Origin of the sequence: Streptomyces cyaneochromogenes, from assembly GCF_003963535.1 — a bacterium.
Lineage (GTDB): Bacteria > Actinomycetota > Actinomycetes > Streptomycetales > Streptomycetaceae > Streptomyces > Streptomyces shaanxiensis.
Map to the genome: position 1 here is coordinate 8,974,265 of NZ_CP034539.1, position 15,884 is coordinate 8,990,148.

Genomic DNA, 15,884 nt, shown 5'->3' on the forward strand with positions numbered 1-15,884 from the left:
GGGCGCCGCCACCCACGTACATGACCGGCGCGGACATGCCGGCACCCAGGGAGTGAGTTCGGTTGTCGACCGCCATCCTCACCGGTCAGCCGGTCCCCGGATCGTCGATCGAGGGCGATCTGCGGTCCCTCGGCTACGACGTGCGGGCCGCCGCCGACCCGGCCGACGCCGAGACGCTTCTCGCTCAGGTGCCCTCTGACCAGCGCGTCGCCCTCGTCGACGCCCGCTTCGTCGGCCACCTGCACGCGCTGCGCCTCGGCCTCACCGACCCCCGCTTCCCGCTCGCCGCGATCCCGGGCGCCGTGACGGCCCAGCCCGCCGGACGTCAGGCCCTGACCCGGGCGATGGCCCGCGAGAACTCCGCGGGCGGCGGTACGGCGCTCGCCGTCGACAGTCTCGCCGACCGCATCGTCACGGCCCTCGCCGACGACGGCTCGGACGTGCACCGCCCCGAGCTCGGCAGCCTGGTGGCCGCCGTCCCGGCCGACCCGCAGGCCCGCAACGAGGCACGGCAGGCCGTGGCCTGCGTCGACGACGAGGCCGTACGCCTGAAGTCGGCCGTGAAGTCCCGGGACGGCTTCTTCACGACCCACTTCATCAGCCCTTACTCCCGCTACATCGCCCGCTGGTGTGCCCGCCGGGGCCTGACCCCCAACCAGGTCACCACCGCCTCCCTGATCACCGCGCTCATCGCGGCGGGCTGCGCGGCCACCGGCACCCGGGGCGGCTTCGTCGCGGCCGGCCTCCTGCTGATCCTCTCCTTCGTGCTGGACTGCGCCGACGGCCAGCTCGCCCGCTACTCCCTGCAGTACTCCACGCTCGGCGCCTGGCTCGACGCCACCTTCGACCGGGCCAAGGAGTACGCCTACTACGCCGGCCTGGCCCTCGGCGCGGCCCGCGGCGGCGACGACGTCTGGGCCCTCGCCCTCGGCGCGATGGTCCTCCAGACCTGTCGGCACGTCGTCGACTTCTCCTTCAACGAGGCCAACCACGACGCCACCGCCAACACCAGCCCCACCGCCGCCCTCTCCGACAAGCTCGACAGCGTCGGCTGGACGGTGTGGGTGCGCCGGATGATCGTGCTGCCGATCGGTGAGCGCTGGGCGATGATCGCGGTGCTGACCGCGGTCACGACCCCTCGCATCACCTTCTACGCGCTGCTCATCGGCTGTGCCTTCGCGGCGACGTACACCACGGCGGGCCGCGTGCTGCGGTCGCTGACGCGCAAGGCGCGGCGCACGGACCGGGCGGCGCAGGCGCTGGCGGACCTCGCCGACAGCGGGCCGCTCGCCGAGGGCCTCGCCCGGTTCCTCCGGAAGCTTCCGGCCCGGGGCCCGCTCGGGTCGCGTGCCTTCGTCGCGCTGCCGGGCGCCGTGCTCGTCGTCGGCGCCGCGGCACTGGAGCCGTACGGCAGCGTGCTCCCCGTCGCCATGGCCGCCCTGTACGTCCTCACCTCGGCCGCCGCCGTGGCCCAGCCCCTCAAGGGCGCCCTGGACTGGCTGGTCCCGCCCGTCTTCCGGGCCGCCGAGTACTGCACCGTTCTGCTGCTCGCGGCCAAAGCGGAGGTGAACGGAGCCCTTCCCGCGGCTTTCGGCCTGGTGGCGGCTGTCGCCTACCATCACTACGACACGGTGTACCGCATCCGCGGCAACGCCGGAGCGCCGCCGGCCTGGCTGGTGCGCTCCATCGGGGGGCACGAAGGGCGGACGCTGCTCGTCACCGTCCTGGCCGCCGCGCTCACCGCCTCGCAGTTCACGGTCGCGCTCACGGCCCTCGCCGTGGCCGTGGCCCTCGTGGTGCTCGTCGAGAGCATCCGCTTCTGGGTGTCCGCTGGGGCGCCCGCCGTACACGACGAAGGAGAAACCGCATGATCGGCCTCGTGCTTGCGGCCGGCGCCGGACGGCGCCTGCGCCCCTACACCGACAGCCTTCCCAAGGCTCTGGTGCCGGTGGGGCCCGCGGGTATAGAGGGCGAACCCACGGTTCTCGACCTCACCCTCGGCAACTTCGCCGAGATCGGTCTGACCGAGGTCGCGATCATCGTCGGTTACCGCAAGGAGGCCGTGTACGCACGCAAGGAGGCCCTTGAGCAGAAGTACGGCCTGAAGCTCACCCTCATCGACAACGACAAGGCCGAGGAGTGGAACAACGCCTACTCCCTGTGGTGCGGCCGTGACGCCCTCAAGGACGGCGTGATCCTCGCCAACGGCGACACCGTGCACCCGGTCTCCGTCGAGAAGACGCTGCTCGCCGCCCGCGGCGACGGCAAGAAGATCATCCTCGCCCTGGACACGGTCAAGGACCTGGCCGACGAGGAGATGAAGGTCGTCGTCGATCCCGAGAAGGGCATGACGAAGATCACCAAGCTGATGGACCCCGCCGAGGCCACGGGCGAGTACATCGGCGTCACGCTCATCGAGGGCGACGCCGCCCCCGAGCTGGCCGACGCCCTCAAGGCCGTGTGGGAGACCGACCCGCAGCAGTTCTACGAGCACGGCTACCAGGAGCTCGTGAACCGCGGCTTCCGGATCGACGTGGCGCCGATCGGCGACGTCACGTGGGTCGAGATCGACAACCACGACGATCTCGCCCGGGGACGGGAGATCGCATGCCAGTACTGACCCGGCTCATCCCCTCGCCGGTCGTCGTCGACATCCGCCCGGGTGCCCTCGACGACCTCGGCGGTGTGCTCGCCGACGAGCGCATCTCGCACTCCGGCAAGCTGGCCGTCGCCGTCAGCAACGGTTCCGGTGGCCGGCTCAAGGAGCGGCTCGCTCCGGCGCTGCCCGGCGCCAGCTGGTACGAGGTCGGCGGCGGCACCCTCGACGACGCGATCCGGCTGGCCGGCGACATAAAGGCCGGCCACTACGACGCCGTCGTCGGGCTCGGCGGCGGCAAGATCATCGACTGCGCCAAGTTCGCCGCGGCGCGCGTCGGCCTCCCGCTGGTCGCCGTACCGACGAACCTCGCGCACGACGGTCTGTGCTCGCCGGTCGCCACCCTCGACAACGACGCGGGCCGCGGCTCCTACGGTGTGCCGAACCCGATCGCTGTCGTCATCGACCTGGACGTCATCCGTGACGCACCGGCGCGCTTCGTGCGCGCGGGCATCGGCGACGCGATCTCCAACATCTCCGCGATCGCGGACTGGGAACTCGCCAACCGCGTCAACGGCGAGAAGATCGACGGCCTCGCCGCGGCGATCGCCCGGCAGGCCGGCGAGGCGGTGCTCAGGCACCCCGGCGGTATAGGAGACACCGACTTCCTGCAGGTGCTGGCCGAGGCGCTGGTGCTCAGCGGTATCGCCATGTCGGTGTCGGGCGACTCCCGTCCGTCCTCCGGCGCGTGCCACGAGATCAACCACGCCTTCGACCTGCTGTTCCCCAAGCGTGCCGCCGCCCACGGCGAGCAGTGCGGACTGGGTGCGGCGTTCGCGATGTACCTGCGCGGAGCCCACGAGGAGTCGGCCTTCATGGCCGAGGTGCTGCGTCGGCACGGGCTGCCGGTACTGCCGCAGGAGATCGGCTTCACGGACGAGGAGTTCGTCCGTGTCGTGGAGTTCGCTCCGCAGACCCGGCCCGGCCGCTACACGATCCTCGAACACCTCGACCTGACAACCGACCAGATCAAGGACATCTACGCCGACTATGTCAAGGCCATCGGTAGCTGAACTCCGCCCCGTCGTTCACCCCGCGGGGGTGAAGGACCGGCGCAGCGGTGAGCACTGGATGGGACGCCTCTACATGCGTGAGGTGTCCCTGCGGGTCGACCGCTACCTGGTGAACACCAGGGTCACGCCCAACCAGCTCACGTACCTGATGACCATCTGTGGTGTCCTCGCGGCCCCGGCACTCCTGGTGCCGGGAATCCCGGGGGCGGTCCTCGGCGTCGTCATGGTCCAGCTGTACCTGCTGCTGGACTGCGTCGACGGCGAGATCGCGCGCTGGAGGAAGCAGTACTCGCTGGGCGGGGTCTATCTGGACCGCGTCGGCGCCTACCTCACCGACGCCGCGGTGCTCGTCGGCTTCGGTCTGCGCGCCGCCGACCTGTGGGGCAGCGGCCGTATCGACTGGCTGTGGGCGTTCCTCGGCACGCTGGCCGCGCTCGGCGCGATCCTGATCAAGGCCGAGACCGACCTGGTCGGCGTCGCCCGGCACCAGCAGGGCCTGGCCCCGGTCAAGGAGGCCGCGTCCGAGATGCGCTCCTCCGGCATGGCGCTGGCCCGCAGGGCAGCCGCCGCCCTGAAGTTCCACCGCCTCATCCTCGGCATCGAGGCGTCCCTGCTGATCCTGGTCCTGGCGATCGCCGACCAGGTCCGCGGTGACCTGTTCTTCTCCCGGCTCGGCGTCGCCGTGCTGGCCGGCATCGCGCTGCTGCAGACCGTGCTGCACCTCGTGTCCATCCTCGCCTCGAGCAGGCTGAAGTGAGCGGCATGAAGGTCGGCGCGGTGATCATCACCATGGGCAACCGCCCCGACGAGCTGCGCGCCCTCCTCGACTCGGTCGCCAAGCAGGACGGCGACCGTGTCGAGGCCGTGGTGGTCGGCAACGGCTCCCCGGTGCCCGACGTCCCCGAGGGCGTCCGCACGATCGAGCTGCCCGAGAACCTCGGCATCCCCGGCGGCCGCAACGTCGGCATCGAGGCCTTCGGCCCCAGTGGTCGCGACGTCGACATATTGCTCTTCCTCGACGACGACGGCCTCCTCGCGAACCACGACACCGCCGAGCTGTGCCGCACGGCCTTCGAGGCCGACCCGAAGCTCGGCATCATCAGCTTCCGCATCGCCGACCCGGACACCGGCGTCACCCAGCGCCGCCACGTGCCCCGGCTGCGGGCCTCCGACCCGATGCGCTCCTCCCGGGTCACCACCTTCCTGGGCGGCGCCAACGCGGTCCGTACCCAGGTCTTGGCCGAGGTCGGCGGCCTGCCGGACGAGTTCTTCTACGCCCATGAGGAAACCGACCTGGCCTGGCGGGCCCTCGACGCGGGCTGGATGATCGACTACCGGTCCGACATGGTGCTGTACCACCCGACGACGGCACCCTCGCGGCACGCGGTCTACCACCGCATGGTCGCCCGCAACCGCGTCTGGCTCGCCCGCCGCAACCTCCCCGCCCCCCTCGTCCCGGTCTATCTGGGCGTCTGGCTGCTGCTCACCCTCGTCCGCCGCCCCTCCCGCCCCGCCCTGAGGGCATGGTTCGGCGGATTCCGGGAAGGCTGGACCACTCCGTGCGGTCCCCGCAGGCCCATGAAGTGGCGTACGGTGTGGCGGCTGACCCGACTGGGCCGACCTCCTGTCATCTGACAAGCTCGACCCTGAGAACAGGGGGGCCGTAACCCGGCCCCAGGTTCATGCCATGCCCGCACAGGCTGCGCATCTCGAAGACGAAAGTTTCAACCGGTGAGTGAGACAACGCACGACGGTGGTGTCGCGGTGAGCGAGCCGCCGTCGCCCGACGAGGGACTGACGGCGGCACAGCTCGCCGACAAGTACGGGCTGTCCGTGAGCGGCGCCCGACCCTCGCTGTTCGAGTACGTCCGCCAGCTCTGGGACCGGCGGCACTTCATCCTCGCGTTCTCGCGGGCGAAGCTGACCGCCCAGTACAGCCAGGCGAAGCTCGGCCAGCTGTGGCAGGTGGCCACCCCGCTGCTGAACGCGGCCGTGTACTTCTTCATCTTCGGCCTCATCCTCGAGGCCGACCGCGGCATGTCCCGCGAGGTGTACGTCCCGTTCCTGGTCACCGGCGTCTTCGTGTTCACCTTCACCCAGAGCTCGGTGATGGCCGGCGTCCGCGCGATCTCCGGCAACCTCGGCCTGGTCCGCGCCCTGCACTTCCCGCGCGCCTCACTGCCGATCTCCTTCTCGCTCCAGCAGCTCCAGCAGCTGCTGTTCTCGATGATCGTGCTGTTCGCGGTGGCCCTGGCCTTCGGCAGCTACCCGGCCATGTCCTGGCTGCTGATCGTCCCGGTGCTCGTCCTGCAGTTCTTCTTCAACACCGGCCTGGCGATGATCATGGCCCGGGCGGGCGCCAAGACCCCGGACCTGGCCCAGCTGATGCCGTTCGTGATGCGGACGTGGATGTACGCGTCCGGCGTGATGTTCTCCATCCCGGTCATGCTGAAGGACAAGCCGGCGTGGATCGCCGACGTCCTGCAGTGGAACCCGGCGGCCGTCTACATGGACCTGATGCGCTTCGCCCTGATCGACGGCTACGGCTCCTCGAACCTCCCCGCCCACGTCTGGGCGGTCGCGCTCGGCTGGGCCGTGCTGTTCTTCGTGGGCGGCTTCGTGTACTTCTGGAAGGCGGAGGAGAGGTACGGCCGTGGCTGACCGGAACACCGACGCGCACATTCCCACCGTCGTCGCGGACGAGCTGCACATCGTCTACCGCGTCAACGGCGCCAAGACCGGCAAGGGCAGCGCCACCGCCGCCCTGAGCCGCATCCTCAAGCGTGGTGAGGAGCGCGGCGTCCGCAAGGTGCACGCCGTCCGCGGGGTCTCCTTCGTCGCCTACCGGGGCGAGGCGATCGGCCTGATCGGCTCCAACGGCTCCGGCAAGTCCACCCTGCTGCGCGCCATCGCCGGCCTGCTCCCGGCCGAGAGCGGCAAGGTCTACACCGACGGCCAGCCCTCGCTGCTGGGCGTGAACGCGGCCCTGATGAACGATCTCACCGGTGAGCGCAACGTCATATTGGGCGGGCTCGCCATGGGCATGACGCGCGAGCAGATCAAGGAGCGCTACCAGGAGATCGTCGACTTCTCCGGCATCAACGAGAAGGGCGACTTCATCACCCTGCCCATGCGCACCTACTCCTCCGGTATGGCGGCCCGGCTGCGCTTCTCCATCGCCGCGGCCAAGGACCACGACGTCCTCATGATCGACGAGGCGCTGGCCACCGGCGACCGCAAGTTCCAGAAGCGCTCCGAGGAACGCATCCGCGAGCTGCGCAAGGAAGCCGGCACGGTGTTCCTCGTCAGTCACAACAACAAGTCGATCCGCGACACCTGCAACCGCGTCCTGTGGCTGGAACGTGGCGAGCTGCGGATGGACGGTCCGACGGACGAGGTACTCAAGGAGTACGAGAAGTTCACGGGCAAGTAGTCCACCCGGCCATGGGCCGTGTGGCCCAGCACGCTTGACCGGGCCTCGCCGGAACTGCCCCGGCGGGGCCCCGCGTCTGCAAAGGAAACGTCAACTCCGGCTGGCCCCAGGAATCTTGGCGCCAATCGGTGCGTTGTTGTGATGTGCAGGACACCCTCACAGGCCCGGCCCCGTTGTACAACGTAAGCTGTACCGGTACCGAAACGCGGCAAGTGGGGCGATAAGGAACGACACCTTCCCCCGGGCCACGGTGCGGACGGCCGGGCGGCGTGTCCGAAATAGTATGCATTGGGTCTGCGGTGTAGAACGGGAGATGTGACGGCAATGGCTACGGAAACTCCCCAGGTCAACGCAGCTGCCTGTGCCGTCCCCGCCCCGGGCAGTCAACGGTGACGGGACCAGGCGGCCGCGCCGGTGATCCGGAGCGCCGCACGCTCGACAAGGCCGCCGCGGAGAACTTCCCCGTGGCGCCGTTCTTCCTGCCCAGGGCCTGGCGCACGGACCTCATGGCGGTCTACGGCTTCGCCCGCCTCGTCGACGACATCGGCGACGGCGATCTCGCTCCCGGCGGCGCCGACGCCCGTCTGCTCGGTGTGTCGGCCGCGGACGCCGAGGACCGCCTGGTCCTCCTCGACGCCTTCGAGGCCGACCTGCGCCGGGCCTTCGACGGCACCCCGCGTCACCCCTTGCTCCGCCGCCTGCAGCCGACCGTCCGTCGCTGCTCGCTGACCCCCGAGCCGTTCCTCGGCCTGATCGCCGCCAACCGCCAGGACCAGCTCGTCGGGCGCTACGAGACCTACGACGATCTCCTTGCCTACTGCGAACTGTCCGCCAACCCGGTCGGCCGTCTCGTCCTCGCCGTCACCGGCACGCAGACCCCCGAGCGGATCCGCCGCTCGGACGCGGTGTGCACGGGGCTGCAGATCGTCGAGCACCTTCAGGACGTCGCCGAGGACCTCGACCGTGACCGGATCTATCTGCCCGCCGAGGACATGAAGCGCTTTCACGTCCAGGAAACCGATCTGGCGGTGGAATCAGCGGGCGCATCGGTGCGCGCACTGGTTGCATACGAAGCCCAACGTGCCCAGAACCTCCTGAATGAAGGCACCCCCCTGGTGGGTAGCGTCCACGGCAGGCTGAAGCTGCTGCTCGCGGGATTCGTGGCGGGGGGAAGGGCGGCGATCCGTGCGATCTCCGCCGCCGAATACGACGTACTTCCCGGCCCGCCCAAGGCCAGCAAGCTCCAGTTGCTGCGCGAGGTGGGCGTGACCCTGCGAGGAGAGGGGTGATCCGGACCGTGGAGTCTGCACCACACGTGTCCGCACCGGTACTCGCCGCCTACAGCTACTGCGAGGCCGTCACCGGACAGCAGGCCCGTAACTTCGCCTACGGCATCCGTCTGCTGCCCACGCCCAAGCGGCGCGCGATGTCGGCGCTGTACGCGTTCTCGCGCCGCGTCGACGACATCGGCGACGGCGCGCTGACCGGCGAGGTCAAGGCCGCCAGACTCGAGGACACCCGGCGGTTGCTGACCCGGGTCCGTGACCGGGCGGTCGCCGAGGACGACACCGACCCCGTGGCCGTCGCCCTCGCCCACGCCGCCGACACCTTCCCGATCCCGCTCGGCGGACTGGACGAGCTCATCGACGGCGTCCTGATGGACGTGCGCGGCGAGACATACGAGACCTGGGACGACCTGAAGGTCTACTGCCGCTGTGTCGCGGGCGCGATCGGGCGCCTCTCGCTCGGGGTGTTCGGTACGGAACCGGGGGCGCGCGGCGCCGAGCGCGCGCCCGAGTATGCCGACACGCTCGGGCTCGCGCTGCAACTCACCAACATCCTGCGGGACGTCCGCGAGGACGCCGAAGGCGGGCGTACCTATCTGCCCGCCGACGACCTCGCCAAATTCGGCTGCTCGGCCGGCTTCAGCGGGCCGACACCACCGGAGGGCTCCGACTTCGCGGGCCTCGTGCACTTCGAAGTGCGTCGGGCCCGCGCCCTTTTCGCCGAGGGCTACCGGCTGCTCCCCATGCTCGACCGGCGCAGCGGCGCCTGCGTCGCCGCCATGGCCGGCATCTACCGCCGCCTCCTCGACCGCATCGAGCGCGACCCGGAGGCCGTGCTGCGCGGCCGGGTCTCCCTGCCCGGGCGTGAGAAGGCCTACGTCGCCGTGCGCGGCCTGAGTGGCCTGGACGCCCGGCATGTGACCCGCCGAACCGTCAGCCGTACCGTCAGGAGGCGCGCCTGATGGACATTCCGGTCCAAGGTGATGCCGCTGGCGAAAAGTGGCGGGCAACCCTCCGCAGCCGGGCGGCGTCCCTGACTGAGACGACCGGCCGTACGGTGTTCAAGCACCGGCACGGCGGTCGCGCAGGGGAGGGTGCACGATGACCGACGGCATGGGGCCCGAAGAGGCACACGCGGACATCCCCGGAGGCTCCGGGAGGGACGCCGTCGTGGTCGGAGGCGGGCTCGCCGGCATCACCGCCGCGCTCGCGCTCGCCGACGCCGGAGTGCGCGTCACCCTGATCGAGGGCAGGCCGAGGCTCGGTGGCCTGGCCTTCTCCTTCCAGCGCGGTGACCTCACCGTCGACAACGGACAGCACGTCTACCTGCGCTGCTGCACCGCCTACCGCTGGTTCCTCGACCGCATCGAGGGGACGGCTCTGGCGCCGTTGCAGGATCGTCTCGACGTGCCCGTACTCGACGTGGCGCGGCCCGAGGGACGGCGGCTCGGCAGGCTGCGGCGCGACGCCCTGCCCGTACCCCTGCACCTGGGCCGGAGCCTGGCGACGTATCCGCATCTGTCACTCGCCGAACGCGCCAAGGTGGGGCGTGCCGCGCTCGCGCTCAAGGGGCTCGACCTCGCCGATCCGACCCTGGACACAGAGGACTTCGGCAGCTGGCTGGCCGCGCACGGTCAGTCGGCGCGTGCCGTCGAGGCCCTGTGGGACCTGGTCGGGGTCGCCACTCTCAACGCGGTCGCGGGCGACGCCTCGCTGGGGCTCGCCGCGATGGTGTTCAAGACCGGTCTGCTGTCCGACCCGGGTGCGGCCGACATCGGCTGGGCGCATGTGCCGCTGGGCGATCTGCATGACCGGCTGGCCCGCAAGGCGCTCGACTCGGCGGGCGTTCGTATCGAGGTCCGTACACGCGTCACCTCCATCTCTACTGACGAGAACGGACGTTGGAGCGTTCAGGTTCCCGGCGAGACGCTCGAGACGGACGCCGTCGTGCTCGCCGTGGCCCAGCGCGAGGCGTACGACCTGCTGCCCGATGGTGCCCTCGACGCGCCCGAGCGACTGCTGGAGATCGGCACGGCGCCGATCCTCAACGTCCATGTCGTCTACGACCGCAAGGTGCTCGGCAGGCCGTTCTTCGCGGCCCTCGGCACCCCTGTGCAGTGGGTCTTCGACCGGACCGAGGCCTCCGGGCTGCGCGGCGGCCAGTACCTCGCCCTGTCCCAGTCGGCCGCGCAGGACGAGATCGACGAGCCTGTCGCCGCCCTGCGCGAGCGGTATCTGCCCGAACTGGAGCGGCTGTTGCCCAGGGCACGCGGCGCGCAAGTGAAGGACTTCTTCGTGACCAGGGAGCGCACAGCGACGTTCGCTCCCACCCCCGGCGTCGGACGGCTGCGGCCCGGCGCCCGTACCAAAGTCCCCGGCCTCTGCTTGGCCGGTGCGTGGACCGCCACAGGGTGGCCCGCGACCATGGAGAGTGCGGTCCGCAGTGGCGTGAGTGCGGCCGGCGCCGCGCTGAGCGCCCTGGGCCGGCCCCGCCCCAGCCACCTCTTCGACGTCGAGGAGGCGGCGTGATGCTCAACCAGCACACGGCGGCAGGCTCCCGCACCCCCGGTACCGCAACAAGAGGAGAGACTGTGCCCACTGTGCCCCCGGCCTCGAAGGCCGCTCGAGAGACCGCGGTGGACGTGACCGCGCTCCTGGAGCGCGGTCGGACCCTGGCCACGCCGGTACTGCGGGCGGCGATCGGCCGCCTGGCCGCTCCCATGGACACCGTTTCCGCCTACCACTTCGGCTGGATCGACGCCGACGGCAACCCCACGGCCGGCGACGGCGGCAAGGCCGTTCGCCCCGCCCTCGCGGTGCTCTCCGCCGAGGTCACCGGCGCCGCGCCCGAGGTAGGCATCCCCGGTGCCGTGGCCGTCGAGCTGGTCCACAATTTCTCGTTGCTGCACGACGACCTGATGGACGGCGACGAGCAGCGCCGCCACCGCGACACGGTCTGGAAGGTGCACGGCCCCGCCCAGGCCATCCTTGTCGGCGACGCCCTGTTCGCCCTGGCCAACGAGGTCCTGCTGGAGCTCGGCACCGTCGAGGCCGGCCGTGCCACCCGCCGTCTGACCACCGCCACCCGTGCCCTGATCGACGGTCAGGCGCAGGACATCTCCTACGAGCACCGCGACCGCGTCAGCGTCGAGGAGTGCCTGGAGATGGAGGGCAACAAGACCGGCGCCCTGCTCGCCTGCGCCAGCTCCATCGGCGCCGTCCTCGGCGGCGCGGACGACCGCACGGCCGACGCCCTGGAGAAGTACGGCTACCACCTGGGCCTCGCGTTCCAGGCCGTCGACGACCTCCTGGGCATCTGGGGCGACCCGGTCTCCACCGGCAAGCAGACCTGGAGCGACCTGCGCCAGCGAAAGAAGTCCCTGCCGGTCGTGGCCGCGCTCGCGGCGGGCGGATCGGCATCGGAGCGGCTCGGCGAGATCCTCGCCGCCGACGCCAAGAGCAGCGACTTCGAGAACTTCTCCGAGGAGGAGTTCGCGGCCCGCGCCGCCCTCATCGAGGAGGCGGGCGGCCGCGAGTGGACCACCGATGAGGCACGCCGACAGCACACCGTCGCCGTCGAGGCCCTCGACGCCGTGGACATGCCCGAGCAGGTGCGGGCGCGGTTCACGGCGCTCGCCGACTTCGTCGTCGTACGAAAGAGATGATCACCGACGGGCGAAAAGAGATGATCAGTATCGGTCGAATAGCCCTCGCGTAGTCGCCGGCCGGTGCAGCTGGAGCAAGCGCACCGGCCGACGGCGGACCCACAGCAGACGCACTACCTGTAGCACTGCACGAAGGGGAAGCCATGACAGCGACGACCGACGGAAGCACCGGGGCACTGCCACCCCGGGCAGCCGCGGCCAGCGACACGGACACCGAGACCCCCGTGGCGGCAGGGGTGCACGAAGCCGCCGAGCGCGCGGTCCGGCGCGCCACCGACTTCCTGCTGGCGAAGCAGGACGCCCAGGGCTGGTGGAAGGGCGACCTCGAGACGAACGTCACGATGGACGCCGAGGACCTGCTGCTCCGTCAGTTCCTGGGCATCCGCGACGAGAAGACCACACAGGCCGCGGCGCTCTTCATCCGAGGCGAACAGCGCGAGGACGGCACCTGGGGCACCTTCTACGGCGCGCCCGGCGAACTCTCCGCAACCGTCGAGGCGTATGTCGCCCTGCGTCTGGCCGGCGACGCGCCCGACGCCCCGCACATGGCGAAGGCCTCCGCCTGGATCCGCGCGCAGGGCGGCATCGCCGCCTCCCGGGTCTTCACCCGGATCTGGCTGGCCCTGTTCGGCTGGTGGAAGTGGGAGGACCTGCCCGAACTCCCACCGGAGCTCATCTACTTCCCCAAGTGGTTCCCGCTCAACATCTACGACTTCGGCTGCTGGGCCCGGCAGACCATCGTCCCGCTGACCATCGTCTCCGCGAAGCGCCCGGTCCGGCCCGCGCCCTTCCCGCTCGAAGAACTGCACACCGACCCGGCCCACCCCAACCCGCCCAAACCCCTTGCCCCGGCCGTCAGTTGGGAGGGCGCCTTCCAGCGGCTCGACAAGGCGCTGCACCAGCTGCGCAAGGTCGCCCCGCGCAGGCTGCGCAGAGCCGCCATGAACAGCGCCGCCCGCTGGATCATCGAGCGACAGGAGAACGACGGCTGCTGGGGCGGCATCCAGCCGCCGGCGGTGTATTCGGTCATCGCCCTGCACCTGCTGGGTTACGACCTCGAACACCCCGTGATGCGCGAGGGGTTGGCGTCGCTGGACCGGTTCGCCGTCTGGCGCGAGGACGGGGCCCGGATGATCGAGGCCTGCCAGTCGCCGGTCTGGGACACCTGCCTCGCGACGATCGCGCTCGTGGACGCGGGCGTGCCCGCCGATCATCCGCAGCTCGTCAGGGCCGCGGACTGGATGCTGGGCGAGGAGATCGTGCGGCCCGGGGACTGGGCCGTGAAGCGTCCCCAACTGCCACCGGGCGGCTGGGCGTTCGAGTTCCACAATGACAACTACCCGGACATCGACGACACCGCCGAGGTGGTCCTCGCGCTGCGCCGGGTCCGGCACCCCGACCCGGAGCGGGTGGAGAGGGCGATCGGGCGCGGGGTGCGCTGGAACCTCGGGATGCAGTCGAGGAACGGGGCCTGGGGCGCCTTCGACGTCGACAACACCAGCCCCTTCCCGAACCGGCTGCCCTTCTGCGACTTCGGCGAGGTCATCGACCCGCCGTCGGCGGACGTCACCGCGCACGTCGTCGAGATGCTCGCGGTCGAGGGCCTGGCCCACGATCCGCGCACCCGGCGCGGCATCCAGTGGCTGCTCGCCGAGCAGGAACCGGACGGCTCGTGGTTCGGGCGCTGGGGCGTCAACTACGTCTACGGCACCGGATCGGTCGTACCCGCCCTGGTGGCCGCCGGCTTCCCGGGCTCCCACCCCGCGATCCGCCGCGCCGTGACCTGGCTGGAGTCCGTCCAGAACGACGACGGCGGCTGGGGCGAGGACCTGCGCTCCTACAGGTACGTCAAGGAGTGGAGCGGCAAGGGTGCCTCGACCGCCTCGCAGACCGCGTGGGCGCTGATGGCGCTGCTGGCCGCGGGGGAGAGGGACTCCAAGGCCGTCGAGCGCGGCATCGAGTGGCTCGCGGCCACCCAGCGGGCGGACGGCTCCTGGGACGAGCCGTACTTCACCGGTACCGGGTTCCCCTGGGACTTCTCGATCAACTACCACCTCTACCGGCAGGTCTTCCCGCTCACCGCGCTCGGCCGCTACGTCCACGGCGAGCCCTTCGCCGACAGGTCCGGGGCGACCCTGGCCGAGGTCAAGGGGAGCTGATGAGCCCACAGCCCGCCTCGGCCCCGCTGCTGATCGCCTGCGCGCTCGGCATCGAGCAGCTCGCCCTGCGCACGGGCGAGCGCGGCGGGGCCGGCGGGCCGGTCACCGTGCTCCGTACGGGGATGGGCCCCCGGGCGGCCGAACGTTCCGTCACCCGGATGCTGGCCGACCCGGTCCTCGCCGGGGCCGCCGTGCTCGCCACGGGCTTCTGTGCGGGGCTCGCTCCCGGGATGCACCCCGGCGACCTGGTCGTCGCCGAGGAGACCCGGGATCCGGCGGGAACCATTCCGTGCGTGGGGACCGACCTACTCGTCAAAGAGCTGGTGCGCGCCGTCCCCGGCCGCACCGTCCACACCGGACCACTCGCCGGATCCGATCACGTCATCCGTGGTCGGGAACGGTCCGACCTGCTCTCGACCGGCGCAATCGCGGTCGACATGGAGTCGGCGGCCACACTCCTGGGCGCCGTACGCACGGGCGAGCGCCCGGTTGCGGCCGTCCGGGTGGTCGTGGACGCTCCAGAACATGAACTCGTCCGGATCGGCACGTTGCGCGGTGGAATATCTGCCTTCCGCGTTCTTCGTTCCGTTCTGCCCGCTTTCTTCGAATGGCACCGTTCTTTGCTGCTCCCCAGGAGGTGAGCCAGATGGCCATGCCGCTGCGTCAGTCCATCAAGGTCGCTACTTACTTGGCCGAACAGAAGATCCGCAGGCGGGACAAGTTTCCGCTCATCGTCGAGCTGGAACCGCTCTTCGCCTGCAACCTGAAGTGCGAGGGCTGTGGCAAGATCCAGCACCCGGCCGGAGTGCTGAAGCAGCGGATGCCCGTCGCGCAGGCCGTGGGAGCGGTGCTCGAATCGGGCGCTCCGATGGTGTCCATCGCCGGCGGCGAGCCTCTGATGCACCCTCAGATCGACGAGATCGTGCGGCAGTTGGTGGCCAAGAAGAAGTACGTCTTCCTCTGCACCAACGCCATGCTGCTGCGCAAGAAGATGGACAAGTTCAAGCCCTCGCCGTACTTCGCGTTCGCCGTGCACATCGACGGCCTGCGCGAGCGCCACGACGAGTCGGTGGCGAAGGAGGGTGTGTTCGACGAGGCGGTGGAGGCCATGAAGGAGGCCAAGAGGCGCGGCTTCCGGGTCACCACCAACTCCACCTTCTTCAACACCGACACCCCGCAGACGATCATCGAGGTCCTCAACTACCTCAACGACGACCTCAAGGTCGACGAGATGATGATCTCGCCCGCCTACGCCTACGAGAAGGCCCCTGACCAGGAGCACTTCCTGGGCGTCGAGCAGACCCGGGAGCTGTTCAAGAAGGCCTTCGCGGGCGGCAACCGGCGCAAGTGGCGCCTCAACCACTCACCGCTCTTCCTGGACTTCCTGGAGGGCAAGGTCGACTTCCCGTGCACCGCATGGGCGATCCCGAACTACTCGCTGTTCGGCTGGCAGCGCCCCTGCTATCTGATGAGCGACGGGTACGTCCCGACGTACCGCGAGCTCATCGAGGAGACCGACTGGGACAAGTACGGCCGCGGCAAGGACCCGCGCTGCGCCAACTGCATGGCGCACTGCGGCTACGAGCCCACCGCCGTCCTCGCCACCATGGGCTCGCTGAAGGAGTCGCTGCGCGCCATGCGCGAGACGGTCTCCGGAAACCGGGAGTGACAC

At 70.4% G+C, this 15,884-nt stretch carries 15 protein-coding genes; all 15 read left to right on the top strand.

The window, feature by feature from the left end; all coding sequences use genetic code 11:
• Positions 1–62: 62 nt before the first annotated feature.
• The 15 genes from EJ357_RS40510 to hpnH all read left to right on the top strand — a co-directional run bounded on the left by EJ357_RS40510 (position 63) and on the right by hpnH (position 15,881).
• Positions 63–1,871 carry a DUF5941 domain-containing protein gene (locus tag EJ357_RS40510; RefSeq protein ID WP_126396763.1) on the top strand — a complete coding sequence of 603 codons (1,809 nt, stop codon included), beginning with the start codon at positions 63–65 and terminating at the stop codon, positions 1,869–1,871.
• Positions 1,868–2,620, top strand: coding sequence for a phosphocholine cytidylyltransferase family protein (locus EJ357_RS40515; RefSeq protein ID WP_126396765.1), 753 nt, complete (start codon positions 1,868–1,870; stop codon positions 2,618–2,620). Before EJ357_RS40510 ends, EJ357_RS40515 begins: the two co-directional genes overlap by 4 nt.
• Complete coding sequence (locus EJ357_RS40520) at positions 2,608–3,669, top strand: iron-containing alcohol dehydrogenase family protein (RefSeq protein ID WP_126396767.1); 1,062 nt, start codon at positions 2,608–2,610, stop codon at positions 3,667–3,669. Before EJ357_RS40515 ends, EJ357_RS40520 begins: the two co-directional genes overlap by 13 nt.
• On the top strand, positions 3,647–4,426 hold the full coding sequence (locus tag EJ357_RS40525; RefSeq protein WP_126396769.1) for a CDP-alcohol phosphatidyltransferase family protein: 780 nt from the start codon (positions 3,647–3,649) through the stop codon (positions 4,424–4,426). The genes EJ357_RS40520 and EJ357_RS40525 overlap by 23 nt, the downstream gene beginning before the upstream one ends.
• Before the next feature lie 5 nt (positions 4,427–4,431).
• A complete protein-coding gene (locus EJ357_RS40530) occupies positions 4,432–5,304 on the top strand; it encodes a glycosyltransferase family 2 protein (RefSeq protein WP_126400692.1) in 873 nt (290 codons plus the stop codon).
• Positions 5,305–5,400: 96 nt separating this feature from the next.
• Positions 5,401–6,330, top strand: coding sequence for an ABC transporter permease (locus EJ357_RS40535; RefSeq protein WP_126396771.1), 930 nt, complete (start codon positions 5,401–5,403; stop codon positions 6,328–6,330).
• Positions 6,323–7,102, top strand: coding sequence for an ABC transporter ATP-binding protein (locus tag EJ357_RS40540; protein ID WP_126396772.1), 780 nt, complete (start codon positions 6,323–6,325; stop codon positions 7,100–7,102). Before EJ357_RS40535 ends, EJ357_RS40540 begins: the two co-directional genes overlap by 8 nt.
• A 389-nt stretch (positions 7,103–7,491) precedes the next feature.
• Positions 7,492–8,391: a squalene synthase HpnC gene (gene hpnC, locus EJ357_RS40545; protein ID WP_126396774.1), complete on the top strand. Its 900-nt coding sequence runs from the start codon at positions 7,492–7,494 to the stop codon at positions 8,389–8,391.
• Positions 8,388–9,350: a presqualene diphosphate synthase HpnD gene (gene hpnD, locus EJ357_RS40550; protein ID WP_175647695.1), complete on the top strand. Its 963-nt coding sequence runs from the start codon at positions 8,388–8,390 to the stop codon at positions 9,348–9,350. Before hpnC ends, hpnD begins: the two co-directional genes overlap by 4 nt.
• On the top strand, positions 9,350–9,493 hold the full coding sequence (locus EJ357_RS49780; protein WP_228472759.1) for a DUF6380 family protein: 144 nt from the start codon (positions 9,350–9,352) through the stop codon (positions 9,491–9,493). The genes hpnD and EJ357_RS49780 overlap by 1 nt, the downstream gene beginning before the upstream one ends.
• Complete coding sequence (hpnE, locus tag EJ357_RS40555) at positions 9,490–10,917, top strand: hydroxysqualene dehydroxylase HpnE (RefSeq protein WP_126396778.1); 1,428 nt, start codon at positions 9,490–9,492, stop codon at positions 10,915–10,917. Before EJ357_RS49780 ends, hpnE begins: the two co-directional genes overlap by 4 nt.
• 71 nt (positions 10,918–10,988) lie before the next feature.
• A complete protein-coding gene (locus EJ357_RS40560; protein ID WP_175647880.1) occupies positions 10,989–12,053 on the top strand; it encodes a polyprenyl synthetase family protein in 1,065 nt (354 codons plus the stop codon).
• 143 nt (positions 12,054–12,196) lie between these two features.
• A complete protein-coding gene (gene shc, locus EJ357_RS40565; protein WP_126396780.1) occupies positions 12,197–14,212 on the top strand; it encodes a squalene--hopene cyclase in 2,016 nt (671 codons plus the stop codon).
• The gene (locus tag EJ357_RS40570; protein ID WP_126396782.1) at positions 14,212–14,853 is read left to right on the top strand and encodes a 5'-methylthioadenosine/S-adenosylhomocysteine nucleosidase family protein; all 642 of its coding nucleotides are present in this window, start codon (positions 14,212–14,214) and stop codon (positions 14,851–14,853) included. The genes shc and EJ357_RS40570 overlap by 1 nt, the downstream gene beginning before the upstream one ends.
• A gap of 5 nt (positions 14,854–14,858) precedes the next feature.
• Positions 14,859–15,881: an adenosyl-hopene transferase HpnH gene (gene hpnH / locus EJ357_RS40575; protein ID WP_126396784.1), complete on the top strand. Its 1,023-nt coding sequence runs from the start codon at positions 14,859–14,861 to the stop codon at positions 15,879–15,881.
• The last annotated feature ends 3 nt before the right edge of the window (positions 15,882–15,884 follow it).

Bases quoted from the DNA above. Each gene is read 5' to 3' on its own strand.
- hpnE (WP_126396778.1), top strand. From the start codon at position 9,490: ATGACCGACGGCATGGGGCCCGAAGAGGCACACGCGGACATCCCCGGA.
- EJ357_RS40525 (WP_126396769.1), top strand. From the start codon at position 3,647: ATGTCAAGGCCATCGGTAGCTGAACTCCGCCCCGTCGTTCACCCCGCG.
- EJ357_RS40515 (WP_126396765.1), top strand. From the start codon at position 1,868: ATGATCGGCCTCGTGCTTGCGGCCGGCGCCGGACGGCGCCTGCGCCCC.
- EJ357_RS40530 (WP_126400692.1), top strand. From the start codon at position 4,432: ATGAAGGTCGGCGCGGTGATCATCACCATGGGCAACCGCCCCGACGAG.
- EJ357_RS49780 (WP_228472759.1), top strand. From the start codon at position 9,350: ATGGACATTCCGGTCCAAGGTGATGCCGCTGGCGAAAAGTGGCGGGCA.
- shc (WP_126396780.1), top strand. From the start codon at position 12,197: ATGACAGCGACGACCGACGGAAGCACCGGGGCACTGCCACCCCGGGCA.
- EJ357_RS40520 (WP_126396767.1), top strand. From the start codon at position 2,608: ATGCCAGTACTGACCCGGCTCATCCCCTCGCCGGTCGTCGTCGACATC.
- hpnH (WP_126396784.1), top strand. From the start codon at position 14,859: ATGGCCATGCCGCTGCGTCAGTCCATCAAGGTCGCTACTTACTTGGCC.
- EJ357_RS40570 (WP_126396782.1), top strand. From the start codon at position 14,212: ATGAGCCCACAGCCCGCCTCGGCCCCGCTGCTGATCGCCTGCGCGCTC.